This window comes from Citrobacter sp. RHB36-C18 (genome assembly GCF_013814485.1).
GTDB lineage: Bacteria > Pseudomonadota > Gammaproteobacteria > Enterobacterales > Enterobacteriaceae > Citrobacter > Citrobacter braakii.
This window is the reverse complement of record NZ_CP057125.1, coordinates 1,569,169-1,595,908: the sequence shown is the minus strand read 5'-3', so window position 1 is coordinate 1,595,908 and position 26,740 is coordinate 1,569,169. Positions and strand designations below refer to the sequence as shown.

At 53.3% G+C, this 26,740-nt stretch carries 17 protein-coding genes and 1 pseudogene; 10 read left to right on the top strand and 8 right to left on the bottom strand.

Annotation, left to right across the window (positions count from 1 at the left end; all coding sequences use genetic code 11):
* Nucleotides 1-3 precede the first annotated feature (3 nt).
* Nucleotides 4-1,251, top strand: a complete 1,248-nt coding sequence (locus HVZ52_RS07470; protein WP_181599067.1) for a SulP family inorganic anion transporter — start codon at nucleotides 4-6, stop codon at nucleotides 1,249-1,251.
* On the opposite strand, the gene mgtE is transcribed toward HVZ52_RS07470, so the two are convergent.
* From mgtE to HVZ52_RS07440, 6 genes and pseudogenes are all read right to left on the bottom strand, one after another.
* Complete coding sequence (gene mgtE / locus HVZ52_RS07465; RefSeq protein ID WP_016153782.1) at nucleotides 1,214-2,650, bottom strand: magnesium transporter; 1,437 nt, start codon at nucleotides 2,648-2,650, stop codon at nucleotides 1,214-1,216. The genes HVZ52_RS07470 and mgtE overlap by 38 nt on opposite strands.
* A 105-nt stretch (nucleotides 2,651-2,755) precedes the next feature.
* Nucleotides 2,756-4,399 carry a multidrug ABC transporter permease/ATP-binding protein gene (locus tag HVZ52_RS07460; protein WP_016157011.1) on the bottom strand — a complete coding sequence of 548 codons (1,644 nt, stop codon included), beginning with the start codon at nucleotides 4,397-4,399 and terminating at the stop codon, nucleotides 2,756-2,758.
* A gap of 56 nt (nucleotides 4,400-4,455) precedes the next feature.
* Nucleotides 4,456-5,125 (bottom strand): annotated as a pseudogene (gene alkB / locus HVZ52_RS07455) (DNA oxidative demethylase AlkB).
* Nucleotides 5,125-6,189 carry a bifunctional DNA-binding transcriptional regulator/O6-methylguanine-DNA methyltransferase Ada gene (gene ada, locus HVZ52_RS07450; protein ID WP_181599066.1) on the bottom strand — a complete coding sequence of 355 codons (1,065 nt, stop codon included), beginning with the start codon at nucleotides 6,187-6,189 and terminating at the stop codon, nucleotides 5,125-5,127. The pseudogene alkB and the gene ada overlap by 1 nt, the downstream one beginning before the upstream one ends.
* Nucleotides 6,190-6,268: 79 nt before the next feature.
* A complete protein-coding gene (gene apbE / locus HVZ52_RS07445) occupies nucleotides 6,269-7,321 on the bottom strand; it encodes an FAD:protein FMN transferase ApbE (RefSeq protein WP_181599065.1) in 1,053 nt (350 codons plus the stop codon).
* 115 nt (nucleotides 7,322-7,436) lie between these two features.
* Nucleotides 7,437-8,537 (bottom strand): porin OmpC, encoded by a 1,101-nt coding sequence (locus HVZ52_RS07440; protein ID WP_016153787.1) that lies wholly within the window; start codon nucleotides 8,535-8,537, stop codon nucleotides 7,437-7,439.
* A 738-nt stretch (nucleotides 8,538-9,275) separates the two neighbouring features.
* Here HVZ52_RS07440 and rcsD point away from each other — a divergent pair.
* Nucleotides 9,276-11,945, top strand: coding sequence for a phosphotransferase RcsD (gene rcsD, locus HVZ52_RS07435; protein ID WP_016157016.1), 2,670 nt, complete (start codon nucleotides 9,276-9,278; stop codon nucleotides 11,943-11,945).
* Between the two features lie 16 nt (nucleotides 11,946-11,961).
* A complete protein-coding gene (gene rcsB / locus HVZ52_RS07430) occupies nucleotides 11,962-12,612 on the top strand; it encodes a response regulator transcription factor RcsB (protein ID WP_003027592.1) in 651 nt (216 codons plus the stop codon).
* Between the two features lie 111 nt (nucleotides 12,613-12,723).
* Here rcsB and rcsC read toward each other — a convergent pair whose 3' ends face one another.
* On the bottom strand, nucleotides 12,724-15,570 hold the full coding sequence (gene rcsC / locus HVZ52_RS07425) for a two-component system sensor histidine kinase RcsC (protein WP_181599064.1): 2,847 nt from the start codon (nucleotides 15,568-15,570) through the stop codon (nucleotides 12,724-12,726).
* A 168-nt stretch (nucleotides 15,571-15,738) separates the two neighbouring features.
* Here rcsC and atoS point away from each other — a divergent pair, with 168 nt between their 5' ends.
* From atoS to HVZ52_RS07395, 6 genes are all read left to right on the top strand, one after another.
* Complete coding sequence (gene atoS / locus HVZ52_RS07420) at nucleotides 15,739-17,577, top strand: two-component system sensor histidine kinase AtoS (protein WP_142417550.1); 1,839 nt, start codon at nucleotides 15,739-15,741, stop codon at nucleotides 17,575-17,577.
* Entirely contained in the window at nucleotides 17,574-18,959 is a 1,386-nt protein-coding gene (gene atoC / locus HVZ52_RS07415) for an acetoacetate metabolism transcriptional regulator AtoC (protein WP_019077262.1), read from the top strand. Before atoS ends, atoC begins: the two co-directional genes overlap by 4 nt.
* A 199-nt stretch (nucleotides 18,960-19,158) precedes the next feature.
* Nucleotides 19,159-19,818 carry an acetate CoA-transferase subunit alpha gene (gene atoD, locus HVZ52_RS07410; protein ID WP_016153792.1) on the top strand — a complete coding sequence of 220 codons (660 nt, stop codon included), beginning with the start codon at nucleotides 19,159-19,161 and terminating at the stop codon, nucleotides 19,816-19,818.
* Nucleotides 19,819-19,820: 2 nt separating this feature from the next.
* Complete coding sequence (locus HVZ52_RS07405; RefSeq protein ID WP_016157021.1) at nucleotides 19,821-20,471, top strand: 3-oxoacid CoA-transferase subunit B; 651 nt, start codon at nucleotides 19,821-19,823, stop codon at nucleotides 20,469-20,471.
* Nucleotides 20,468-21,790, top strand: coding sequence for a TIGR00366 family protein (locus tag HVZ52_RS07400; RefSeq protein WP_016153794.1), 1,323 nt, complete (start codon nucleotides 20,468-20,470; stop codon nucleotides 21,788-21,790). The genes HVZ52_RS07405 and HVZ52_RS07400 overlap by 4 nt, the downstream gene beginning before the upstream one ends.
* Nucleotides 21,791-21,820: 30 nt before the next feature.
* On the top strand, nucleotides 21,821-23,005 hold the full coding sequence (locus tag HVZ52_RS07395) for an acetyl-CoA C-acetyltransferase (RefSeq protein WP_181599063.1): 1,185 nt from the start codon (nucleotides 21,821-21,823) through the stop codon (nucleotides 23,003-23,005).
* A 43-nt stretch (nucleotides 23,006-23,048) separates the two neighbouring features.
* Here the strand turns inward: HVZ52_RS07395 and gyrA are convergent, their stop codons facing one another.
* The gene (gyrA, locus tag HVZ52_RS07390) at nucleotides 23,049-25,685 is read right to left on the bottom strand and encodes a DNA topoisomerase (ATP-hydrolyzing) subunit A (RefSeq protein WP_016153796.1); all 2,637 of its coding nucleotides are present in this window, start codon (nucleotides 25,683-25,685) and stop codon (nucleotides 23,049-23,051) included.
* A gap of 158 nt (nucleotides 25,686-25,843) precedes the next feature.
* On the opposite strand from gyrA, the gene ubiG reads away from it, so the two are divergent.
* Nucleotides 25,844-26,572: a bifunctional 2-polyprenyl-6-hydroxyphenol methylase/3-demethylubiquinol 3-O-methyltransferase UbiG gene (gene ubiG, locus HVZ52_RS07385; RefSeq protein WP_016157023.1), complete on the top strand. Its 729-nt coding sequence runs from the start codon at nucleotides 25,844-25,846 to the stop codon at nucleotides 26,570-26,572.
* Nucleotides 26,573-26,740: the final 168 nt, after the last annotated feature.

The following is a 26,740-nucleotide window of genomic DNA, read 5'->3' as shown; positions in this document are numbered from 1 at the left end:
ACGATGTCTGCAACTCAACCCTCCTCTGTCGCAGTAGCGGAGCACGCGACGCGCGCAGTGCTGCGCCAACCCCGTTTACTGGTTCGCGAAACGCTGGCCGGTGTGGTAACCGCCCTGGCGCTGATCCCGGAAGTGATCTCTTTTTCCGTTATCGCCGGCGTCGATCCTAATGTCAGCCTGATAGCCTCAGTCGTACTGTGCCTGGCAATGTCATTTTTAGGTGGCCGTCCGGCAATGGTTACCGCAGCGGCAGGATCGGTCGCGCTGGTGATTGGCCCGATGGTGCATCAACACGGCGTCCAGTACATCCTGCCTGCGGTGGTGCTGGCCGGGATTATTCAGATCATGTTTGCCGTATTGGGGATGGCGCGTCTGATGCGATTCATTCCTACAGCCGTCATGACCGGTTTTGTGAACGCGCTGGGTATTTTGATTTTCTTTGCCCAGGTCCCGCATTTCTGGGGTAAAAGCCCGCTAATCTGGGGGCTGTTTGTCCTGACCCTGCTGATTGTGCTGTGGGTTCCGCGGTTTATTAAAGCGATCCCCGCGCCGCTTATCGCCATCGTGCTGCTGACGGTGTTCACTGTCACCTGCGGACAACTATTACCGACCGTCGGTGACGAAGGTTCAATGCGCGGCGGCCTGCCGGGATTCACGCAGTTATTGGTACCGCTCAACCTGCAAACGCTGGCGATTATCTGGCCCTGCGCGCTGAGCATCGCCTTTGTCGGATTAATGGAGTCGCTGTTAACCGCCCGTCTGGTGGATGACCTGACTGTTACGCCGTCGAATAAGAATCGCGAGAGCGCCGGGTTGGGGATAGCCAATATTCTGGCCGGTTTTTATGGCGGCATCGCCGGGTGTGCGATGATTGGTCAAACCATCGTTAACGTCGAGATGGGCAAAGGACACAGCCGCATCTCGACGGTCGCCGCCGGGCTGGTGCTGTTGTTGCTGGTCACTGGGTTAAGCGAAGTAATGGCGAAAATCCCCATGTCGGTGCTGGCGGGAATTATGGTGATTGTAGCGGTGAAAACCTTCAGTTGGCACAGCATCCAGCCCGCTACGCTGCGGCAACTCCCCGTTACTGAAACGCTGGTGATGCTAATGACCGTCGCGGCAACGGTGTCAACCGGCAACCTGGCGCTTGGCGTGGTTGCCGGGGTGATGACGATGCTCATTCTGCCGCGTATCGTCAGAGGCAAACGTGCGGCTACATCAGAAACAGCGTTGCCAGACCGAGAAAAATAAAGAAACCACCGGTATCGGTGATTGCCGTAATCATGACGCTCGAGCCGACCGCCGGGTCGCGCCCGAGCTTCACCATCGTCATCGGAATAATAACGCCCATCAACGCCGCCATCAGCAAATTGAGCATCATCGCCAGGGTCATCACGCCGCCGAGCGCCATGTCATCGTACAGCCACCAGGTAATGCCGCCCATAATTCCGCCCCACACGAGGCCATTAATCAACGCCACGCCCATTTCGCGCAGGATCAAAAACGTCAGGTTTCCCGGCTGAATATTTTGTAGCGCCAGCGCGCGAACAATCATGGTGATGGTTTGATTCCCGGTGTTGCCGCCGATCCCCGCCACAATCGGCATCAGCGAGGCCAGCGCGACCAGTTGCGAAATTGTATGTTCAAAGCCGTCGATCACTCGCGAAGCGATAAAGGCGGTACAAAGGTTAACGGCCAACCACGCCCAGCGGGTTTTTACCGCTTTCGTGACAGGGGCAAACACATCCTCTCCGGCGCTTAAGCCGCCCATTCGACGCAGATCGGTATCGGTTTCTTCATAGACCACATCGACGATCTCATCGATGGTTAAACGGCCCATCAGTTTACCTGAAGAGTCAACGACCGCGGCACTGACCAGGTCGTCACGTTCAAAGGTTCGCGCGGCGTGTTCGGCGATATCTTCCGGAGAAAAGGTGAGCGGATCATCTTCCATCACCTCGCTGACTTTTCGCTGCACGTCATTGAGCAGAATACAGGTGAGCGTCAGTTCCCCGACCAGCACTTTATTGCGGTCGGTCACGAAGAGTTTATCGGTGTTCTCCGGCATTTTTCCCAGCCGCCGCAGGTAGCGTTGCACCACTTCCAGCGTCACGTCCGGACGCACGGTGATAACTTCGAACTCCATAATCGCACCGACGCGATTCTTCTCGTAGTGCAGCACCTGGCGGACGCGCGCCCGCTCCTCGGCCGGTAACGTCGCCAGCAGTCGACCCGTGAGGTTACGAGGGAGGTGCTGAACCAGATAAATCTGTTCGTCGATATCAAGGTATTGCAACGCATCCAGCAGCTCACGGTCGCTCATCTCATCGATCAGGTCGTCCCAGACGTTTTCTGACGCCTCAAGCAGGACGTTACCGCGCTTTTCACTTTCGACCAGCCGCCACAGGGCGTGACGCTCTTCAGAAGGTAATGCTTCGAGGGTATCCGCCAGATCGGGCGGCGGCAGGTGGGCGACCAGCGCCCCTACCTCAGCAATATCGTCGGCTAACGTGCCGACGTCATATTGCTCAGCCAGGGTAAGTTTGCCCAATAGCGTTGAAACAACGGCTTTATCAGTGGTCAGCAGCCAGATAAGACGCGCACGCTCTTCATCACGCAGTCTGGCGCTGTTTTTGTTTGTTACAGGCATTAATCATAAATCCATGATATGAAATATCATTAATCATGATGCCGATTTATGTAAATAACAATAAACAGTGCCGCCGGGTGGATAAAAAACCGGCGGCATGTGGGATCATGCGGTGCGAGCCACCGCGTCACGCGAGGCGGCATCACGCTCATCGCCCAGCAGTTCACTCAACTGTCCGTTACGCATTTCCAGCAGACGATCGGCGTGAATAAAATAGTGATCGTCATGGCTAATGGCGAAGATAGTTTTACCCATTTCTTGCATCAGCGGTAACAGGACCTGATAGAACTCACGACGGAAATGGGGATCCTGATCGGCAGCCCATTCATCCAGCAGAATGATGTCGCGCTCCTCCGCCAAAGCCAGCAGCAGCGCCACGCGTTTCTTCTGCCCTTTCGACAGCTTCAGATTGAGGATGCGACCATCGTTCATCTCCAGCTTGTGACCCATCTTTAGATGTTCCAGCCACTTCGCTACCAGCTGCGGATTGGCTTCTTTACCTTCCGGCCCCAGCAGTTTGTCGAATAGCCAGACGTCGGTAAACACGGCGGAGAACAGCTTGCGATAATCTTCCGGCTTTTCAACAGCCACGGCCTTACCATCAAGCAAAATTTCACCTGACTGCGGCTGGTATAGCCCGGTCAGTAACATCGCCAGCGTAGATTTCCCGCTGCCGTTGCCGCCAATCAGGAAAATCAGTTCACCGCGATGAATCGTCAGATTGACCGGCCCTACGGAAAAGGCATTATCCTGATAGTGGAAAACCACGTTACGCAGTTCCAGCGTTTGCCAGTTTGGAAAAGCGGTTGGGCGCGGGAATTCGGCCTTAAAAGGTGCCAGTGCGAATTTATTCAGCTTGTTGAAAGCCACCTGCGCAGTGAGCAGGGTCGGTAGCGCTCCAACGGCAGAGAGCAGCGGCGTACGCAGGAATAACAGCGTCAGTGAGTAAGTCGCCGCCACGGCGGTATCCGCCCAGCCCAGACTATTGGCCATCCAGAACACCAGGCCAATGGCGCCCAGCATCATAATGTTTGACCAGTTGACCGCGCTCAGGTGGAAGGTATCGGCGCGAATAATATGGTGACGGTACTCTTTGGCATCCGGGACGTACATCTGATTAAAGATATGCTCGGCGCGCTCGCGGTTGAGCGTCAGCTCTTTGCGCCCTTCCAGCACTGTCTGATAATCGTTGTACAACTTGTCTTCGGTTTCGCGCAGGGTAGCCATGTGCTTATACACCCGCGCCACCAGCACAAATCCCCCCCAGATGGTGATTGCCATCCAGATTGCCGTCACCAGCAGCATTTTGGTCGACAGCATCGCCAGATACGCCGCCGATCCGATGGTCAGGATAATCCCCTGCACCAGCTCAGGCAGACGAACAAAGGCGATGGTGATGTTGCGAATGTCGCTGGTTAAACCGGCCAGCAATGAGGCGCTGCCAAGCTGTTCAATACGCTCGACGTGGGTATCCAGAATACGTTTGATAAATTCGCTACGCAGACGGTAGACAAAGTGGTGGCCGAGCGTGGTCAACGCCAGCTGAGAGCCGAGAGTGACAACCATCAATAGCAGCAACAGGCCAAGAAACTCCGGCAGCACCATCAGCGTGGTGTCGACCGTTTCAATCAGACGCTGGTTGATAAACGCAATCAGCCCAATCCCCAACGCGGCGCTGGCGAGGCTGAGCGCCATGACGCTGATAAATGGCCAGCGATACTGCCGCCAGACAAGAAGTAAAAGTTCCATGCGAACAACCCGGACAAGTAATAACAGCCCGCAGTTTAAACATCTCTTCGCTGACATCAATAATAATTCTTATTTTTATTCTTTTTTACCCGCCTGACGAAACGTCAGATTGTAGCGACAGTCTCCGGTCAACGGATGATACCCCGTCTTAAGCGGCTGGATCCCATGATAAAACAGCCGCGAAGTACCGCCCCACACCACCACATCGCCATGTTCCAGCAGCAAACGCTTTAAGGGGTCATTACGGCGCAAGCCGCCAAATTGAAAGATGGCCGGCAATCCTAGCGACACCGAGACAATCGGCGCCCGCAGGTCGGGTTCGTCTTTATCCTGATGTAAGGACAGTTTTGCCCCTGGCGTGTAGCGGTTAATCAGACAGGCATCGGGTTGAAAATCAGCATAGCCCGCCGCCGTCGCTGCCTGTTGGCACAGGTCAGCGAATGCATCCGGCAGCGGCGGCCAGTGCGCGCCGGTTAGCGGATCAAAAGGAGAATAAAGGTAACCATGTTGATCGGTCGTCCAGCCCAGACGACCGCAGTTGGTCATTGCCACCGACATCGTGTAGCCGCCGGGCGTCACCATCTGGCGAAACGGCGACTGTCTGGCGATAGCCGCTATCGCCTGCAGCAGAGACGGTGCGCAGTCAAAAGCGAAGCGTCGCAGAATAACCGCGCCTGACGCCAGCGGCTCCTGCCAGGGTTTCGCATCCGCAAAGAGATCGAGCATTATGTTTCCTCGCCAGTCGTTTCACGTTGCAGTAACTGTGCTTTGCGCGCAATGCCCCACCGGTAGCCCGAAAGCGCGCCATCGCCGCGGATCACCCGGTGACACGGGATGACGATTGCCAGTTTATTCGCCCCACAGGCACTGGCCACCGCACGCACCGCCTTCGGTTTGCCGATGGCGCTGGCCAGTTGCTGGTAGCTCATCGTTTCGCCGCACGGAATTGCGCGCAACGCCTGCCACACCTGCTGCTGAAATGCGGTTCCGCGGATATCCAGCGGCAGCGATAACGGCGCGTCACGTACATTGATTGCGGCGATCACTTCGCGCACGCGCTGCTGAAAATCGGCATCTGCTGGCACATCCTGAGCGGCGGGAAACAGCTCATGCAGATCCGCAACCAACGTAGCGTCATTATCACCAAGTAAGATCGCGCAGATACCGCGTTCGCTTTCCGCCACCAGACAGCGACCCAGAGAGCAATCTGCCAGGGTATAGCGTACAGAAACGTTGTCACCACCTTTACGAAATTGCTTTGCGGTCATGCCTAACGTCTGATCCGCTTTTCGGTAGTAGCTGCTGCTGTCGGGAAATCCGGCGTTGAGAATTGCCTGCGTTACCGGAACGCCTTTCGCGAGGGCATCGCGCAGACGGCGGGCGCGCCAGGACTGCTGCCACGCTTTGGGGGTCATGCCCGTTGTGGCTTTGAACAGGCGATGTAAGTGATACGGGCTCATCGCCACCTGCTGCGCCAGCTCGTCCAGCGTGAGGGGAGATTCCTGCTCCAGTAACTGGCAGGCGTGGGCTATTTTCTCCAGCCGATGCTGGTGGGCGCTGTCTTTATCCGGCTGACAACGTTTACAGGGACGAAAACCGGCGGCCAGCGCCTGCCGGGCATCGGCAAAGAAACTCACATTTTTGCGCAGCGCATGTTTCGCCCGACAGGACGGACGGCAGAAAATGCCGGTAGTCTGGACGGCGAAAACAAACTGACCGTCAGCGTCGGCGTCACGATCCACAACGGACTGCCAGCGGTCATCATCAGTTATGCGTATACGATTTTTCATTATGGACTCCTTTGTTAAGCATAGCGCTTAGCCTCAGTGTGTCCCCATAGCCGGATACAAAAACCCGCAATCTTGCTTTTTAATTTTTTTCGCTGAGCAGGAAGCTTTTAAACTGCGGCGACATCCAGGTTTTAAACCCCTCGCCCTCTTTTATAATCATATAGACCGCGAGTCCTTCACGACGCACCACCTCTTTGGCCTTTTCCGGGCCGAGAACCATCAATCCGGTATCCCAACCGTCAGCCTCCAGCGCCGTTGGTGCGATTACCGTTACAGATACCAGGTTGTGTTCAATCGGACGACCGGTTTGCGGATCAATAACATGGGAAAGGCGCTTACCGTCCAGCTCATAATAGTTACGGTAGCTGCCGGAGGTGCTAATGCCATGCCCGTTAATGTCGACAATCGCCTGCACCGCGTTTTCGCGATCGGTCGGTTTCTGAATCGCGACTCGCCACGAAAGCCCGTCTGCATTCATACCGCGGCTGTTCAATGCTCCACCAACGGATACCAGATAACGGGCGATCCCTTCCTGCTCCATTAATCGTGCCAGATGATCGGCGGCATAACCTTCGCCAACGGTCGAGAGATCCACGTACAGCTCGGGCAAATCTTTTTGCAGGTAGTTCCGATGCGCCTCATTAACAACCTTCAGATGTGAAAGCCCGGTTTGCGCTTTTGCGGCATCAATTTGCGCCTGCGTAGGAATATGCACCGGTTGCTGATCCGGGCCAAAGCCCCACAGATTGACCAACGGACCCACGGTAATATCCATGGCCCCACCGGTTTTTGCGCCAATGCGTAGCGCCGAAGTCACGATATCGGCCATAGCATCATTAACCGGCCATGGCGACAGGCTTTTCGACAGGTTGAAGCGCATTAACGCAGAATCATTTTTATAGGTAGAGAGAAGCTGATCGTCGGCATCCAGCTGAGCCTGGATCTTCGCCTGCAGTTCCCCGGCGCGTTTGGCATCTACGCCCACCGCACTGACCCGCCAGAAAGTGCCCATGGTTTTACCTTCCAGAACGGTGGCAGGTTGTGTGATCTGGGCAGGTTTCGGGGCTTCATCGCACCCGACAAAAAAGATCGTCACAGCCAGTAGTGCTGCGCGATAGAAATTCACTTCCATACGTAATTATCCTCATGCGAACGGGCGCAAGAGTACACCAAAAATCGTTGTTTGTACGACGAAAAAACGGCATTAAAAAAGGCCCCGCAGGGCCTTTTAACGACATGAGCGCAGATTAGAACTGGTAAACCAGACCCAGCGCTACGATATCATCGGTAGAGATGCGAGCATCACGGGTGAACTGGTTGTCATCCAGCAGGTTGATTTTGTAATCAACATAGGTAGACATGTTTTTGTTGAAGTAGTAGGTCGCGCCAACATCAACATATTTCAGGATATCCTGGTCGCCGTAACCATTGTTCAGGTCTTTACCTTTGGACTGCAGGTAAGCCACGGACGGACGCAGACCGAAGTCGAACTGGTACTGCGCAACAGCTTCAAAGTTCTGTGCTTTGTTAGCCCAGCCCAGGTTGCCCGCACGCGTTGCGTTGTAGGTCTGGGTGTACTGTGCTGCCAGGTAAACGTTATTCGCGTCGTATTTCAGACCGCCAGTGTAGGTTTCAGCACGGTCACCGGTACCGAAGTTCAGACGGTTCTGCTCGTCAGTACGTTTGGAGCTGGTGACTGCAGTACCCAGCGCGAAGCCTTCACCGATATCATAAGTGATAGATCCGCCAACGCCGTCGCCGTTCTGACTCAGCGCATCACGACCGTTGCCGGTCACACCAGTCATACCTTCGCCTTCCGGGCTACCGTTTTTACCCTGGTACTGCAGGGCAAAGTTCAGGCCATCAACCAGACCGAAGAAGTCGGTGTTACGATAGGTCGCGAAGCCGTTACCACGCTGCTGCATGAAGTTGTCAGAACCGTAGGTGTCGCCGCCGAATTCCGGCAGAACGTCGGTCCAGGACGTTACGTCGTAAACTACGCCATAGTTACGACCGTAGTCGAAAGATCCTACGTCAGCGAATTTCAGACCAGCAAACGCCACACGGGTCCAGGAGTTGTTTTCGTTTTCAGAGGAGTTACCCTGAATCTGGTATTCCCACTGGCCGTAACCGGTCAGTTGGTCGTTAACCTGGGTTTCGCCTTTGAAGCCGATACGCATATAGGTCTGATCGCCATCTTTAGTGGAGTCATCAGAGAAATAGTGCAGACCGTCTACTTTACCGTACAGGTCTAATTTGTTGCCGTCTTTGTTATAAATTTCAGCCGCATTTGCTGCGCCTGCTACCAGCAGTGCTGGTACCAGGAGGGACAGTACTTTAACTTTCATGTTATTAACCCTCTGTTATATGCCTTTATTGCTTTTTTATGCCACTGCATACTGATTAAGGTCATTAACCAGTCGGCAACTTCATTCTCCGCAAAAACACAGAATAATCCAACACGAATATGATACTAAAACTTTTAAGGTGTTTCATTTATCGGCATAGGTGTTTCAAAATATTAATACGAGGGAACTTTTTTAAAATCAAAAAACAGGCAAAATAAGCACAAATAATCAAGAACTATTTTAATTAAATTTAAAATCAATAGGTTACCTTGAAAATAGTTATAGCACTGAATGACAAAACAAAATCTTCACTCGCAACTAAAATAGACCCGCTATCATCATTAACTTTATTTATTACCGTCATTCATTCATGAATGTCTGTTTACCCCTATTTCAACCGAATGCTTCGCGTTCGGTTTTTTTTTACCCTTCTTTACACAAAACTTACCGTTCTGTGCTACCGATGCAAAACTATAACAACTATTAACTATCTCATTGCGTCGTATTCAGATATAAATCTGATTAATAATTTCTTGTTATTTAATGCTAAATGTATACATTCCGTACAAATATTTGTACCCGCCTTTATCCACTGTACACCTTTGCATTGTCATAGCTGCAACAGAATGGAGCGTAAAAAATGCGGGCCATCCGGCGTGGTGTAAGTGTGGCAATTCATATATTACCCTTTATACTGCCCCATCATCTTTCGCGTCGTTTAACAGGTCATAAACACGAATGAGTCAGTCTGACACAACGGCTTCTACCCGATTCTCCCTGCTACCGGGAAGTATTACCCGTTTCTTCTTATTACTGATCGTTGTGCTGTTGGTGATGATGGGCGTTATGGTCCAGAGCGCCGTCAACACCTGGTTAAAGGATAAGAGCTATCAGATTGTCGATATCACCCATGCCATTCATAAAAGGGTCGATACCTGGCGATACGTGACCTGGCAAATCTATGACAATATTGCCGCCACGGCCAGTTCACCTGGTGCAGAAGGACTGCAGGAAACGCGTCTGAAACAAGACGTCTATTATCTTGAGAAACCGCGCAGAAAGACCGAGGCGCTGATTTTCGGTTCCCATGACAGTTCTACGCTGGAGATGACCCAACGCATCTCAACCTATCTTGATACGCTGTGGGGCGCGGAAAATGTTCCGTGGTCTATGTATTACCTGAATGGTCAGGACAATAGCCTGATCCTTATCTCAACGTTGCCGCTAAAAGATCTGACTTCCGGTTTTAAAGAGTCGACGATTGGTAATATTGTCGATTCACGGCGCGCGGAAATGTTACAACAGGCCAATGCGCTGGATGAACGTGAAAGCTTCTCTTCACTGCGCCGTCTGGCGTGGCAGAACGGGCATTACTTCACGCTACGCACGACCTTTAATCAGCCTGGACATCTGGCAACGGTTGTCGCCTTTGACCTGCCGATTAATGACTTGATCCCACCCGGCATGCCGCTGGACAGCTTCCATCTGGTTCCAGATGCCACGTCAACAACCGAGCATCTGAATGAAAAAGAGTCGCCTGACAGCGTCAGCATTAATTTCAACAACAGTAAAATTGAGATCTCTTCGGCGCTAAACTCAACGGATATGCGGCTGGTGTGGCAGGTTCCGTTTGGCTCATTGCTGCTCGACACCTTACAAAGCATTCTGCTGCCGCTGTTACTCAACATTGCTTTGTTGGCCCTGGCGCTGTTTGGCTATACCACCTTTCGCCACCTCCCTGCCCGTTCCACCGAAGTGGCACCAAACCTTGCGGCAAATAATGAACTGCGTGTTCTGCGCGCCATCAATGAAGAGATTGTGTCCCTGCTGCCTCTGGGCTTGCTGGTGCACGATCAAGAAGCAAACCGCACGGTTATCAGCAATAAAATTGCCGACCACCTGCTACCGCATTTAAATTTGCAAAACATTACCAGTATGGCGGAGCAGCATCAGGGGGTGATTCAGGCCACCATCAATAATGAGCTGTATGAGATCCGGCTGTTCCGCAGCCAGATCTCATCGAGAACGCAGATATTTATTATTCGTGACCAGGACCGCGAAGTGCTGGTTAATAAGAAGCTGAAGCAAGCGCAGCGACTGTATGAGAAAAACCAGCAGGCCCGGGCGGCCTTTATGCAGAATATCGGCAGCGCACTGAAAGACCCGGCGAAAACACTTGCCGCTAATGCTGCCGCACTGAATAGCCCGGACAGCCAGAAACTGGCCAATCAGGCAGACGTTCTGGTGCGTATGGTAGATGAAATCCAGTTGGCCAACCTGCTGGAAAGCGACGCCTGGAAAAGTGAATCGACGCTGTTTTCCGTGCAGTCGTTAATTGATGACGTGGTTCCGGAGGTTCTGCCAGCCATTAAACGTAAAGGGCTGCAGCTACTGATTAAAAATCACCTTAGCGCCCATGATGAACGCCGCGGCGACCGCGATGCCCTGCGCCGTATTTTGCTGTTGCTGATCCAATATGCGGTAACCACCACGCAAATTGGCAAAATCACGCTGGAAGTCGACCAGGATGAGTCGGAGACTGAACGCCTGACCTTCCGCATTCTGGATACCGGGCAAGGTGTCACGTTGAATGAAGTTGATAACCTGCACTTCCCGTTCATCAATGACACCCAGGGCGATCGGTATAGCAAGGCCAACCCGCTGACGTTCTGGTTATGCGATCAGCTCGCCCGCAAGCTAGGTGGACACCTGAACATTAAAGCGCGGGAAGAACTTGGAACACGTTATATAGTCCATGTTAAAATGCCGCTGCACGATCAACATGCTGAAAGTGAAGAGCGTTTGTTAGATGACGTCTGCATAATGGTTGATGTCACCTCTAATGACGTACGCAGCATCGTATTACGCCAACTGGAGAACTGGGGAGCAACCTGCATCACGCCTGATGAGCGGTTGAATAGTCAAGAATATGATCTCTTTTTAACAGATAATCCGTCTAATCTTACTGCCTCAGGCCTTCTTTTAAGCGATGATGAGTCTGGCGTGCGGAAAATTGGCCCTGGTCAGCTGCGCGTCAACTTTAATATGAGCAATGCTATGCAGGAAGCTGTCCTCGAGCTGATAGAAGAGCAACTGGCACAAGAAGAGATCCAGGAACTCCCCCTCGGCGGAGATGAAAACGCCGAACTTCATGCCAGTGGTTACTATGCACTCTTTGTAGACACAGTACCGGATGATGTTAAGAGGTTGTATACTGAGGCAGCAACCAGCGATTTCGCTGCGTTAGCCCAAACGGCCCATCGCCTGAAAGGCGTGTTTGCCATGCTTAATCTGGTACCCGGCAAGCAGTTATGTGAAGCGCTGGAACATCTTATTCAAGAGAAAGATGCTCCAGGTATAGAAAAATACATCAGCGACATTGACGATTACGTCAAGAGCTTGCTGTAGCAAGGTAGCCCAATACATGAACACTATGAACGTAATTATTGCCGATGACCACCCGATTGTACTGTTCGGTATTCGTAAATCACTTGAGCAAATCGAGTGGGTAAACGTTGTCGGCGAATTTGAAGACTCCACTGCACTGATCAACAATTTGCCTAAGTTAGATGCTCATGTGTTGATTACCGACCTCTCCATGCCGGGAGATAAATACGGTGACGGGATCACGTTAATTAAGTATATCAAGCGCCATTTCCCGAGCCTGTCGATTATTGTTCTCACCATGAACAACAACCCGGCAATCCTGAGCGCGGTACTGGATCTCGATATTGAAGGAATTGTCCTGAAGCAAGGCGCGCCAACAGATCTGCCGAAAGCGCTTGCCGCGCTGCAGAAGGGTAAGAAATTCACCCCGGAAAGCGTTTCTCGTCTGCTGGAAAAAATCAGCGCCAGCGGTTACGGCGACAAACGTCTGTCACCGAAAGAGAGCGAAGTTCTGCGCCTGTTTGCCGAAGGTTTCCTGGTTACTGAAATCGCGAAAAAACTCAACCGCAGTATTAAAACCATCAGCAGCCAGAAAAAGTCGGCAATGATGAAACTCGGTGTGGAAAACGATATCGCCCTGTTGAATTACCTTTCTTCCGTCACGCTGAGTCCTTCAGACAAAGAGTAATTCTTTTAACATCGACGTGCCTGATGGCACGGCGTTTATCAGGCCTACGAATGACACGATGTTGTGCGTGTTACGTAGGCCGGATAAGGCAAACGCCCCATCCGGCCTCTTTTATTCCCGCGCCTTTCTCACTCTTTCCGCATAGACCGTCAGCGTTTGCTTCAATACATCTAACGTCACCGGCTTAGACAGACAGCTATCCATACCTGACTCCAGACAACGCTGCTTCTCTTCAGCCAGCGCGTTGGCCGTCACGCCGACAACCGGCAGGGTTAATCCTAACTGGCGAATACGCTGGGTCAGACGATAACCATCCATGTTCGGCATGTTAACGTCGCTCAGCACGATGTCGATATGGTTTTTACTCAGTACATTGAGTGCGTCCACGCCGTCATTCGCGGTTTTACACTGATACCCCAACGATCCCAACTGATCGGCCAGTAAACGCCTGTTGATAGGATGATCGTCGACCACCAGAATCATCATGTCATCGTTAGTTGCAGCAACTTTATCCGGGGCTGGCAACGCCGTTGAAAGCTCTTCACTGCTCAGCTCAAGGCTGTAGATATGCGCCAACAGCGCGGGCAGTTCGTGAGGCGATGCCACGCTGTGCACCCACTCCCCGAGCACCCTTTCCAGCGGAATACCGATATGACGACGGCAGAAAATAACCGCGGCGCGTCCCTGCCACGCCTGGTCCAGCACATCGTCGGCAATCAGCAGGTCATCCGCATCCGGTTGCTGTCCCTCATAGCACTGCACCGTCATCCCGTTACGCGCCAGACTGGATTCAATAAACTGGTACAGCGACGCGTTACGCACCGCCAGCCAGCCACGTTTACCGACAAGCCCTTCGATACCTTTTTTCAGCGGGTACTGCGCGCCATAAAGCGGAATACGCAGCATAAACTGGCTACCCATTCCCGGTTCAGAATCGACGGAAATATCCCCATCCATCATGCTGATCAGTTTTTCACAGATAGCCAAACCAAGCCCGGTACCCTGGAAATTACGCTGTACGCCGGTTCCCACCTGGAAGAAAGGATCAAACAAGCGGACGACCTCTTTGGCTGGGATCCCAACCCCGGTATCACGCACGCGAATACTGAGATAGTCTTCGTTACACTGCACGTGCAGCACAATGCAGCCGGTATCGGTAAACTTGATAGCATTACTCAGCAGATTGGAAATCACCTGCTGCAAACGCATCGGATCACCATTGAGCGCCACCGGTACATTCGGGTCGATAAAGCAGTACAACCCCAGCTGTTTGCGAACCACCAGCGGCAAATAGTTAGCCGTAATATGATTCATTACTTCACGCGGTGAAAACTCGCGCGGTTCAATCTTCAGCTGTTCAGATTCAATTTTCGAGAAATCGAGAATATCGCTGATAATCTTCAACAGCAGGCTGGAAGAGTTGTTCATCGCCGTCACCAGGCGATCCACTCCGTCGGGTAACTCTTTGGTTTGCAACAAATCAAGGTTACCGATAATGCCATACAGCGGCGTACGCAGCTCGTGGCTTACCGTCGCAAGGAACATCGATTTGGACTGGCTCGCCTGCTCCGCCGCCTGCGCCATCTCCTGCAACGACTCTTCCATTTTAACGCGCGCGCTGATGTCAACCAGCACGCAAATTGCCACGTTTTCATTACGATAGCGCGAGTGCACAAAGCTGATTTGCAGATTGGTATTGTTGCTGGTCAGCACATCAACAAAATTGACCTGCTGGCCGCAGATAATTTGCGTTAACCGTTGCCGGTCTTCATGCGTCAGCATATTGAGATAGGTGTGCGCCAGCTCATTACTCAGGATGTTAATGCCATCTATCGTACGCAGAATACAAATCCCAACCGGCGCGGAAGCCACGATTTTACGGTTAAACTGCTCGTGCTCTTCCAGGCGCTGGGCATCGCTTTCCGCAGGAATAAAAATGCGCCGCTCATACATGCGCGTGAGCATAAATAACGCCGCGCCAACCAGCACATTCAGCAGAATAGCATTCAGGATCATCATGCGGATCCGCTCCAGCACCAGGTCGACCGGTACTGAATAAACAATGCTTAGCGATGACGGGGGCAGGTTTTTCTTCAGCACCAGTTCGTGAAAACCCGACGTATAGCCAAACCAGGAGCGCTCCTGCATCCAGCGAGGTTCAGCCTTAATATTCCCCTCGGGGCCGGTGAGCGAAATCAGCGCATGACCATTTTCATCAAGGATGGTCACTCCCATCGGCAAACTGCCCGGCGTGAAAAAGTTCTCCATGCGGATAGGCTGTTCCACACCCAACAGCGCCTGCAGGCGATTAGCGAGATAAACCGGCGTCAGCGCATAGAAATAGCCTATCCCCGGCCGCGGCCCCTGGCTAATCCAGAACAGGTTATTACCGTTTTCGTCCTGCGGTGCATTGCGATACTTAATAATGCGCTCATGCAGCGCCTTCAACGCCCCGTCACGTTCGACAGGCATATCACGCAGACCGAAATTGGCCATGCAAAGGTTGTCGCTGCCGATCAGGAACACACGATTCAAATCATAGGCCGCGGAAAAGTTATCCCGCCAGTAGCGCATAAACCACGCCAGCGATTCCAGCGAACCTCGCCAGGCGTTGCCCATCACCGAGCAGTCGGAGTCGGCAAACAGCGGCTCGAAGTTTGGCACGGCAGTTTTATCATCTCGCGCGCGCAACGACATCACGCCGTTTTCCGCCGTTAAGCGATTCTCCGCGATATATTTCAGCTCTTTAATCACATCAGAGGTGCGCTGAATGTAACGTTGGGCCTGATCGGAACTGAGGTTAAGCTCCTGGTGAATCTCGGACTCTCTCTGGTGCAGCGCATTCACGATGTAGAAAACGGAGGCAAATGCGATTAGCCCCCAGATCAGGAGCGCCAACGCCCTGAACAGATAGCGTGAGACTTTTAGCGTTGAATGAACGGAAGCAAGGTATTTCAAAGGGGCGAAGCTCCGCCTCAGGGCATTAATAGAGTGTGGTTAAGGTAGCGGTAAATGTCCGGCGTCGCAATGCCCTCTCTTTACGGGAATATGATACACCGCTCTGAAACCATTGTCTTAACCCGTGATAATCGTCGTTTGCCTGAAAAACACTGCACGGATGTCAGAATGCGCGACCTGAGATGGCTGGCTCGTCGGTTATACCCACGACGATTACGCAACCAAATGATCATGATGGCCATCCTGATGGTCATCATTCCGACGATATCTATAGGTTATATCGTAGAAACTGAAGGCCGTTCAGCAGTCTTATCTGAAAAAGAGAAAAAACTGTCATCGGTGATAACCCTGCTAAACGATGCGCTGGGCGACCGCTTTAGTCACTACCCAAATTTGCCGCGTGAAGCACGCATTCGCGCGCTTAATCAAGAGCTGGCCCCCATCACCGAGCGCATTACGCAAGCGTTTCCCGGCATTGGCGCCGGGTATTATCACAAAGCGCTGGATGCCATTATCACCTACGCCCCCTCCGCGCTTTACCAAGGCAACGTAGGTATCACCATCACCGAGGATCATCCCGGACGCGAAGTGATGAGTAGCAACGCCCCTGTGGTCTATTCCGGGCGACAGGTTCGCGGCGACATACTCAACTCGATGATCCCAATAGCGCGCCAGGGAGAGGTTATTGGGTATATCTGGGCCAATGAGCTCACCGAAGATATCCGCCAGCAGGCCTGGAGAATGGACGTCAGGATTATTGCCGTACTGGTTGCCGGGCTCATCTGTAGTCTGCTGCTCATCGTGCACTTCTCACGCCGACTCAGTGCGAATATCGACATCATCACCGATGGGCTTTCCACGCTGGCACAAAAAACCCCTACCCGATTGCCTGAACTCCCCGGCGAGTTGGGACAAATCAGCCGTAGCGTCAATGCGCTGGCACAAACGCTACGGGAAACCAAAACCCTTAACGATCTGATCATTGAAAATGCCGCAGATGGCGTGATCGCCATCGACAGGCAAGGCGACGTTACCACCATGAACCCGGCGGCAGAACAGATAACGGGCTACACGCTGCATGAGCTGGTCGGACAGCCCTATGCGACACTCTTTGCCAATACGCAGTTTTATAGCCCGGTACTGGACACCCTTGAGCACGGTACTGAACATGTGGCCCAGGAGATTAGCTTTCCAGGACGTGAACGCACCATTGAGATCAGTGTAACCACCAGTCGGATCCATAACGCACACGGCGAGCTGATTGGCGCGCTGGTTATTTTCTCCGATTTAACCGCCCGTAAAGAGACCCAGCGTCGGCTGGCGCAAACCGAAAGGCTTGCCACCCTGGGTGAGCTGATGGCCGGCGTCGCGCATGAAGTGCGAAACCCGCTGACCGCAATTCGTGGCTACGTCCAGATCATCCGCCAGCAAACCTCGCTGCCGGAACATCAGGAATATTTATCTGTTGTGCTGAATGAAATTGATTCCATCAATAAAGTTATTCAGCAACTGTTAGATTTCTCACGCCCACGACAAAGCCAGTGGCAACAGATTCGGCTCAATGCGCTCATTGAAGAGACGCTAATCCTGGTGCAAACCGCTGGCCTGCAGGCACGGATCGCCTTTACAACGGAATTAGATCCCAACCTGCCGCCGATCGTCGCCGATCGCGAGCTTCTCAAACAGGTGATCCTCAATATTTTAATCAATGCGGTACAGGCGATCGCTGCGCGAGGCGAAATTCGCATCCGTACCTGGCAATACTCGGCCTCGCAACAGGCCGTGATGATTGAAGATAATGGCAACGGTATCGATCTCGCCATACAGAAGAAAATATTCGATCCCTTTTTTACGACAAAAGCATCAGGCACCGGTCTTGGACTGGCGCTGAGCCAGCGCATCATCAACGCGCATCAGGGGGATATCCACGTAACCAGCCAGCCTGGCTGCGGGGCGATATTCACTCTGATTTTACCTCTTAACCCGCAGGGAAATCCGTCAGAATGAAAACGACCTATCGTATTCTCATCGTTGATGATGAAGAAAATGTTCGCCGTATGCTTGCCACCGCATTTTCCCTGCAAGGGCATGAGACACATTGCGCCAGCGACGGGAAAGCCGCGCTGAGCCTGTTTAGCGAAACGCAGCCAGACGTGGTGCTGATGGACATTCGCATGCCGGAGATGGACGGTATCGACGCGCTGAAAGTTATGCGCACGCAGCAACCACGGATCCCCGTCATTCTGATGACCGCTTACGCTGAAGTAGAAACCGCAGTAGAAGCTTTACGTAGCGGCGCATTCGACTACGTGATTAAGCCCTTTGATCTCGACGAGCTAAGCATGGTGATTCAACGCGCATTGCAACTGCAGGAGATGAAACAGGAAATCCGCAATCTGCATAAAGCGTTGACCACCAGCTGGCAGTGGGGACACATTCTGACCACCAGCCCGCGTATGATGGATATCTGTAAAGACACGGCGAAAATCGCCCTCTCCCAGGCAAACGTGTTGATTAGCGGTGAAAGCGGCACAGGAAAAGAGCTGATCGCCCGCGCCATTCACTACAACAGCAAACGCGCCAATGGCCCCTTTATCAAAATTAACTGCGCGGCCCTGCCGGAGTCGTTGTTGGAAAGCGAGCTATTTGGTCACGAAAAAGGCGCGTTTACCGGGGCACAGACATTACGCCAGGGATTGTTCGAACGCGCTCATCAGGGAACTTTATTGCTTGATGAAATTGGCGAGATGCCGCTGGTGCTGCAGGCTAAGCTGCTGCGCATTTTGCAGGAGAGGGAGTTTGAACGCATCGGCGGGCACCAGACCATTCGCGTTGACATTCGAATCGTCGCCGCCACCAACCGCTGTCTGCAAACGATGGTGAAGGAAGGAACGTTTCGCGAAGACCTGTTTTACCGGCTCAACGTTATCCATCTGACTTTGCCGCCCTTACGCGAGCGTCGTGAAGATATTGCCTTATTAGCAAACCACTTTTTACAAAAATTCAGCTCTGAAAATCAGCGGGATATTATCGAAATCGACCCGACGGCGATGTCGATCCTCACCGCCTGGCCCTGGCCCGGTAACATTCGCGAACTGTCAAACGTCATCGAACGTGCAGTCGTTATGAATACCGGTGCGGTGATCTTTGCCGACGATCTCCCCGACCCGTTGCGCAACCCGGTGAGCGCCACAACAGAAACAAAACCGACTTACTCCGGGGAACGCAATCTGAAAGAAGAGATTAAACGTGAGGAAAAACGAATTATCCTCGAAGTCCTCGACAATCAGGACGGCAATCGCACCCGCACGGCGCTGATGCTGGGAATTAGCCGTCGCGCTTTAATGTATAAATTACAAGAGTACGGCATCGACCCATCGGGTTCCTGATACGCAAATTTGCTATGCAGAATTTTGCACACTGCGCAAAATTCTGCATAACCCCTCGTGGTCTCCTTTCACCAAAACCACAAAAATAAACCAATAAATTCAATCAACTAAACATTAATACGTTTCTTTAGTCATTCTGGCACCTTGCTTGCAATTCCCTGAGCGTACCCAAAATGGAGTATGCAAAAAGGGAAACATAATGAAAACAAAACTGATTACCTTACAAGACGCTGCGGGCTTCTTTCGTGACGGCATGACCATCATGGTCGGTGGTTTTATGGGCGTTGGCACACCACCTCGTCTGGTTGAAGCCCTGCTGGAATCCGGCGTCAGAGATCTGACGCTGATTGCTAACGATACCGCCTTTGTCGATACCGGTATCGGCCCCCTGATCGTCAATGGGCGGGTGAGCAAAGTGATTGCCTCGCACATTGGTACAAACCCGGAAACCGGTCGTCGCATGATTGCCGGCGAGATGGATGTACAGCTGGTTCCGCAAGGTACCCTGATCGAGCAGATTCGTTGCGGCGGCGCGGGTCTTGGCGGCTTTCTGACCCCCACTGGCGTTGGCACCATCGTGGAAGAAGGCAAGCAAACCATGACGCTTGAGGGTAAAACCTGGCTGCTTGAACGCCCATTACGCGCCGATTTAGCGCTTATTCGCGCCCACCGCTCTGACATGCTTGGCAACCTCACCTACCAGCTCAGCGCCCGTAACTTTAACCCTCTGATTGCCCTCGCCGCTGATATCACGCTGGTCGAACCGGACGAAATGGTTGAAACAGGGGAGCTGCAGCCTGACCAGATTGTGACCCCCGCCGCCGTTATCGACCATATCGTCATTCCACAGGAGAGCTAATCATGGATGCTAAACAACGTATTGCGCGCCGGGTGGCGCAAGAACTTCGCGATGGCGATATCGTCAACTTAGGTATCGGCCTGCCAACGATGGTAGCTAACTATTTACCTGCTGATATTCACATTACGCTGCAATCTGAGAACGGTTTTCTGGGACTGGGCCCAGTCACCACCGCCCATCCTGACCTGGTGAACGCGGGCGGCCAACCGTGCGGTATTTTGCCGGGCGCGGCGATGTTTGATAGCGCCATGTCGTTCGCGTTGATTCGCGGCGGTCATGTTGATGCCTGTGTGCTTGGCGGGTTGCAGGTCGATGAGCAGGCAAACCTCGCCAACTGGGTGGTTCCCGGCAAGATGGTGCCCGGCATGGGTGGCGCAATGGATCTGGTGACCGGTGCGCGTAAAGTCATTATCGCCATGGAGCATTGCGCAAAAGACGGCTCAGCAAAAATCCTGCGTCAATGCACCATGCCGCTCACTGCACAGCATGCTGTGCATATGCTGGTCACCGAGCTGGCTGTATTCCGCTTTATAGATGGCAAGATGTGGCTGACTGAAATCGTCGAAGGATGCGACATCGCCACGCTATGTGAAAAAACCGAAGCACAGTTTGAAATTGCCGACGATCTGCGCATCCTGCGAGGTGACGCATGATTGGCCGCATCGCCCGCTTTATGACACGGGTAGTCAGCCGCTGGCTGCCCGACCCACTGATTTTCGCCATGTTATTAACGTTGCTGACCTTTGGCATCGCGCTGTGGTTAACGCCGCAGACCCCCATCAGCATGGTGAAATTCTGGGGTGACGGTTTCTGGAACCTGCTGGCGTTTGGTATGCAGATGGCGCTGATCATCGTAACCGGCCATGCGTTAGCCAGTTCCGGGCCGGTGAAAAGCCTGCTGCGTACGGCGGCATCAGCCGCCAAAACCCCCGCTCAGGGCGTCATGCTGGTGACTTTTTTTGGTTCAGTTGCCTGCGTTATTAACTGGGGATTTGGTCTGGTGGTCGGGGCGATGTTCGCCCGCGAAGTTGCTCGTCGGGTACCGGGTTCCGATTATCCGTTACTGATTGCCTGCGCCTACATCGGGTTCCTGACCTGGGGCGGCGGCTTCTCCGGCTCAATGCCTTTGCTGGCGGCAACGCCTGGCAACCCGGTCGAGCACGTAGCGGGCCTCATTCCTGTCGCGGATACCCTGTTCACCGGCTTCAATATTTTCATCACGCTCGGCCTGATTGTGGTGATGCCGTTTATCACCCGGATGATGACGCCAAAACCTTCAGATGTGGTGAGCATCGATCCGAAACTGTTACTGGAAGAAGCTGATTTTCAGAAGAAACTACCGCCAGATGCGCCGCCATCTGAAAAACTGGAAGAGAGCCGCATTCTGGCGCTGATCATCGGTGCATTAGGGATTGCCTATCTGGGTATCTACTTTGCCGAGAAAGGTTTCAACATCACCATCAATACCGTCAACCTGATGTTTATGATTGCCGGTCTGCTGCTGCACAAAACGCCGATGGCCTATATGCGTGCCGTCAGTGCTGCCGCACGGAGTACCGCCGGGATTCTGGTGCAATTCCCCTTCTATGCCGGCATTCAGTTGATGATGGAGCACTCCGGCCTCGGTGGGCTCATTACTGAATTTTTCATCAACGTTGCCAACAAAGATACCTTCCCACTGATGACTTTCTTCAGTTCAGCCCTGATTAACTTTGCCGTGCCATCCGGCGGTGGCCATTGGGTTATTCAGGGACCGTTCGTCATGCCTGCCGCTCAGGCGCTGGGTGCCGATCTTGGCAAATCAGTCATGGCCATCGCCTACGGTGAGCAGTGGATGAACATGGCACAACCGTTCTGGGCGCTACCCGCGCTGGCCATCGCCGGTCTCGGAGTACGCGACATTATGGGCTACTGCATCACCGCCCTGCTCTTCTCCGGCGTCATTTTTGTTATTGGATTGACCTTGTTCTGACGGCAACAACTTAATTAAAGGAACTGAAAAATGAAAAACTGTGTCATCGTCAGCGCGGCACGTACCGCAATCGGCAGTTTTAACGGCGCACTGGCAACTACGGGTGCCGTCGAGCTTGGATCAACCGTCATTAGAGCCGCTCTTGAACGCGCGCACCTTGACCCACAGCGCGTGGACGAGGTGATTATGGGCAACGTGCTGCAGTCAGGACTCGGGCAAAACCCAGCGCGTCAGGCATTATTAAAAAGCGGCCTGTTCGACACCGTTTGCGGCTTTACCGTCAACAAAGTGTGCGGCTCTGGCCTGAAAAGCGTGGCGCTTGCCGCCCTCGCTATCAAGGCCGGACAAGCCCAGGCGATCGTCGCGGGAGGGATGGAAAACATGAGCCTGGCCCCCTACCTGTTAGACGCAAAAGCCCGCTGGGGCTATCGCCTCGGTGACGGGCAATTGTCCGACGTGATTCTGCGCGATGGCCTGATCTGCGCCGAGCATGGTTACCACATGGGGATCACTGCAGAAAATGTTGCCAAAGAGTATGGCATCAGCCGCGAAATGCAGGATGAACTGGCTCTACAGTCGCAGCGTAAAGCCGTTGCCGCAATCGAGTCTGGCGCATTTGAGGCTGAAATCGTGCCCGTCAGCGTGTCATCACGGAAGAAAACCATCATCTTTGAGCGTGACGAATTCCCCAAAGCTGACTCGACGGCCGAAGGCCTCGCCGCATTGCGTCCAGCCTTCGATAAAGCAGGAACCGTCACCGCAGGTAACGCCTCGGGGATCAACGACGGTGCAGCGGCATTAGTGATAATGGAAGAGTCCGCAGCACTGGAGGCTGGGCTGAAGCCACTGGCGCGAATCAAAGCCTGGGCCAGTGGCGGCGTAGCTCCGGCTATGATGGGCATGGGGCCGGTTCCCGCCACGCTGAAGGCACTGCAACTGAGCGGCTTACAGCTTTCTGATATCGATCTGATCGAAGCTAACGAGGCATTTGCTGCTCAGTTTCTTGCCGTTGGTAAAACGCTGGGATTTGATCCGCAAAAGGTTAACGTCAACGGTGGGGCAATTGCGCTGGGACACCCTATTGGCGCCAGCGGCGCGCGAATACTGGTGACGCTGCTGCATGCGCTACAGGCACGGGATCAAACGCTTGGACTGGCCACGCTGTGCATCGGCGGCGGTCAGGGCATTGCGATGATAGTGGAGCGAATGAATTAAAAAAAAGGGCCGGATATTTCCGGCCCTTTTTATCACGTCTTAATTACTCTTCAGCGTCGTCCGCTGCATCGTCATCGCTTTCCGCTTCAGGCGCGATATCCTCGTCCCCTTCAGCAGCGCTACCGTCGATGGAGTCGAGCTCTTCATCATCAACCGGTTCAGCAACGCGTTGCAGACCCACAACGTTTTCATCTTCCGCAGTACGGATGAGGATAACGCCCTGGGTGTTACGTCCTACCACGCTGATTTCCGACACGCGAGTACGCACCAGCGTACCTGCATCGGTGATCATCATGATCTGGTCGGTATCTTCAACCTGCACTGCGCCGACAACGGAACCGTTGCGCTCGGTGACTTTGATGGAGATAACGCCCTGGGTCGCACGAGACTTGGTCGGATACTCTTCCGCCGCCGTACGTTTACCGTAGCCGTTCTGGGTAACGGTGAGGATAGCACCTTCACCGCGCGGAACGATCAGCGATACCACGCTGTCGCTTTCCGCCAGTTTGATACCGCGTACGCCGGTCGCGGTACGTCCCATCGGACGAACAGCCCCTTCTTTGAAGCGCACCACTTTACCGGCAGCAGAGAACAGCATAACTTCGTCACTACCAGACGTCAGGTCAACGCCAATCAGCTCATCGCCTTCGTTCAGGTTAACCGCAATGATACCGGCTGAACGCGGACGGCTGAACTCGGTCAGCGCTGTTTTCTTCACGGTACCGCTGGCGGTTGCCATGAAGACGTTGACGCCTTCTTCGTACTCACGTACTGGCAGAATTGCGGTGATACGTTCGTTAGCTTCCAGTGGCAGCAGGTTGACGATAGGACGTCCACGCGCACCACGGCTTGCTTCCGGCAACTGATAAACCTTCATCCAGTACAAACGACCGCGGCTGGAGAAGCAGAGGATTGTGTCATGGGTGTTAGCCACCAGCAGGCGGTCGATAAAGTCTTCTTCTTTAATTCGTGCTGCAGATTTGCCTTTACCGCCACGACGCTGCGCTTCGTAATCGGTTAACGGCTGATATTTCACGTAGCCTTGATGAGACAAGGTCACGACAACATCTTCCTGGCTAATCAGATCTTCGATGTTGATGTCAGCGCTGTTCGCGGTGATTTCGGTCCGACGTGCGTCGCCGAACTGTTCACGAATCAGCTCCATCTCTTCACGGATGACTTCCATCAGACGGTCGGCGCTGCCCAGAATGTGCAGCAGTTCAGCGATCTGCTCCAGCAGCTCTTTGTATTCGTCGAGCAGTTTTTCGTGCTCAAGGCCGGTCAGTTTCTGCAAACGCAGATCCAGAATGGCCTGGGCCTGCTGTTCAGTCAGGTAGTACTGACCGTCACGCACGCCAAATTCCGGTTCCAGCCATTCAGGACGCGCGGCATCATCGCCGGCACGTTCCAACATGGCAGAAACGTTACCCAGCTCCCACGAACGCGCGACCAGCGCTGCTTTCGCTTCTGCCGGGGTCGGCGCACGGCGGATCAGTTCGATGATCGGATCGATGTTCGCCAGCGCAATCGCCAGTGCTTCAAGGATGTGCGCACGATCGCGGGCTTTACGCAGTTCAAAGATAGTACGGCGGGTTACGACTTCACGGCGGTGACGTACAAACGCAGCAATAATATCTTTCAGGTTCATGATTTTCGGCTGTCCATGGTGCAACGCAACCATGTTGATACCGAAAGAAACCTGCAGTTGGGTCTGGGAGTAGAGGTTGTTCAGAACCACTTCCCCGACTGCGTCGCGTTTCACTTCAATCACGATGCGCATACCGTCTTTGTCAGACTCGTCACGCAGCGCGCTGATACCTTCAACGCGTTTGTCTTTTACCAGCTCGGCGATTTTCTCGATCAGGCGCGCTTTGTTCACCTGATACGGAATTTCATGGACGATGATGGTTTCACGGCCAGTTTTGGCATCCGCTTCGACTTCCGCGCGTGCGCGAATGTACACTTTGCCACGGCCGGTACGGTAGGCTTCTTCAATACCACGACGACCGTTGATGATCGCGGCGGTCGGGAAGTCCGGACCCGGAATATGTTCCATCAGCCCTTCAATGCTGATGTCTTCATCGTCAATGTATGCCAGGCAGCCGTTGATCACTTCCGTCAGGTTGTGCGGCGGAATGTTGGTTGCCATACCTACCGCGATACCGGACGAGCCGTTCACCAGCAGGTTAGGAATTTTGGTTGGCATGACGTCAGGAATTTGTTCGGTGCCGTCGTAGTTATCGACGAAATCCACCGTTTCTTTTTCCAGGTCAGCCATCAGCTCATGGGCGATTTTCGACATACGGATTTCCGTATAACGCATCGCCGCTGCGGAGTCGCCATCGACAGAACCAAAGTTACCCTGACCATCTACCAGCATGTAACGCAAGGAGAATGGCTGCGCCATACGAACAATGGTGTCGTAAACGGCGGTATCACCATGAGGGTGGTATTTACCGATTACGTCACCAACGACACGGGCAGATTTTTTATAGGCTTTATTCCAGTCGTTGCCCAATACGTTCATGGCGTAAAGTACGCGACGGTGAACCGGCTTCAGGCCATCTCGGACGTCCGGCAGCGCACGGCCAACAATGACCGACATCGCATAATCCAGATAGGAGCTCTTCAGCTCTTCCTCAATGTTGACCGGTGTAATTTCTCTCGCAAGGTCGCTCATCTAACCGCTATCCCTCTACTGTATCCCGGATTCAAAGGTCGCAAATTATAACACATCCGTGCAGATTCAGGTAAATGGATTCCCCCTGACAGAGGCTTTATTCATCCCGTCAGGCTGATATACTCATTTGCATCGCAAATTTAGGAGTAGAAGCCCCAATGAATGCCGAAAAACCTCCGGTAACTCACAACGTTGATCAGGAAGAAATTGCCAAGTTTGAAGCAGTCGCGTCACGCTGGTGGGATCTTGAGGGTGAATTTAAGCCACTGCACCGTATTAACCCACTTCGCCTGGGCTATATCACGGAGCGCTCAGGCGGCCTGTTTGGTAAAAAGGTACTCGACGTCGGCTGCGGCGGCGGCATTCTGGCGGAAAGCATGGCGCGCGAGGGCGCAACCGTCACCGGGCTGGACATGGGCTTTGAACCGTTACAGGTAGCAAAACTGCATGCGCTGGAGAGTGGCATCCAGGTGGAATACGTTCAAGAAACGGTTGAAGAACATGCGGAAAAACATGCGCATCAGTATGACGTTGTGACCTGCATGGAAATGCTGGAGCACGTACCGGACCCGCAGTCGGTGGTCAGGGCCTGCGCCAGACTGGTCAAACCGGGCGGGGAAGTGTTTTTCTCCACGCTTAATCGCAACGGCAAATCCTGGCTAATGGCGGTGGTCGGCGCGGAATATATTTTGCGTATGGTGCCGAAAGGCACGCATGATGTGAAAAAATTCATTAAGCCGGCTGAACTGTTAGAGTGGGTTGACCAGACCGTGCTGAAAGAGCGTCATATGACCGGCCTGCACTACAACCCGATCACCAACAGTTTTAAACTCGGCCCCGGCGTTGATGTGAACTATATGCTACACACTACCGCGCAAGCAGATTAACCACCTCCACCCGGCCGGATAAGGCGTGCAACGCCGCAATCCGGCACCGTGCCCGATAGTGCGCAGCTTTCGGGCCTGCGCATCGCCTACCAATCCTGAGTAGGATCGTCAGGGCAATTTTTGCGCCAGGTCATAAGAACTTACCTTGCCTTAGATGAAGAAATCAGC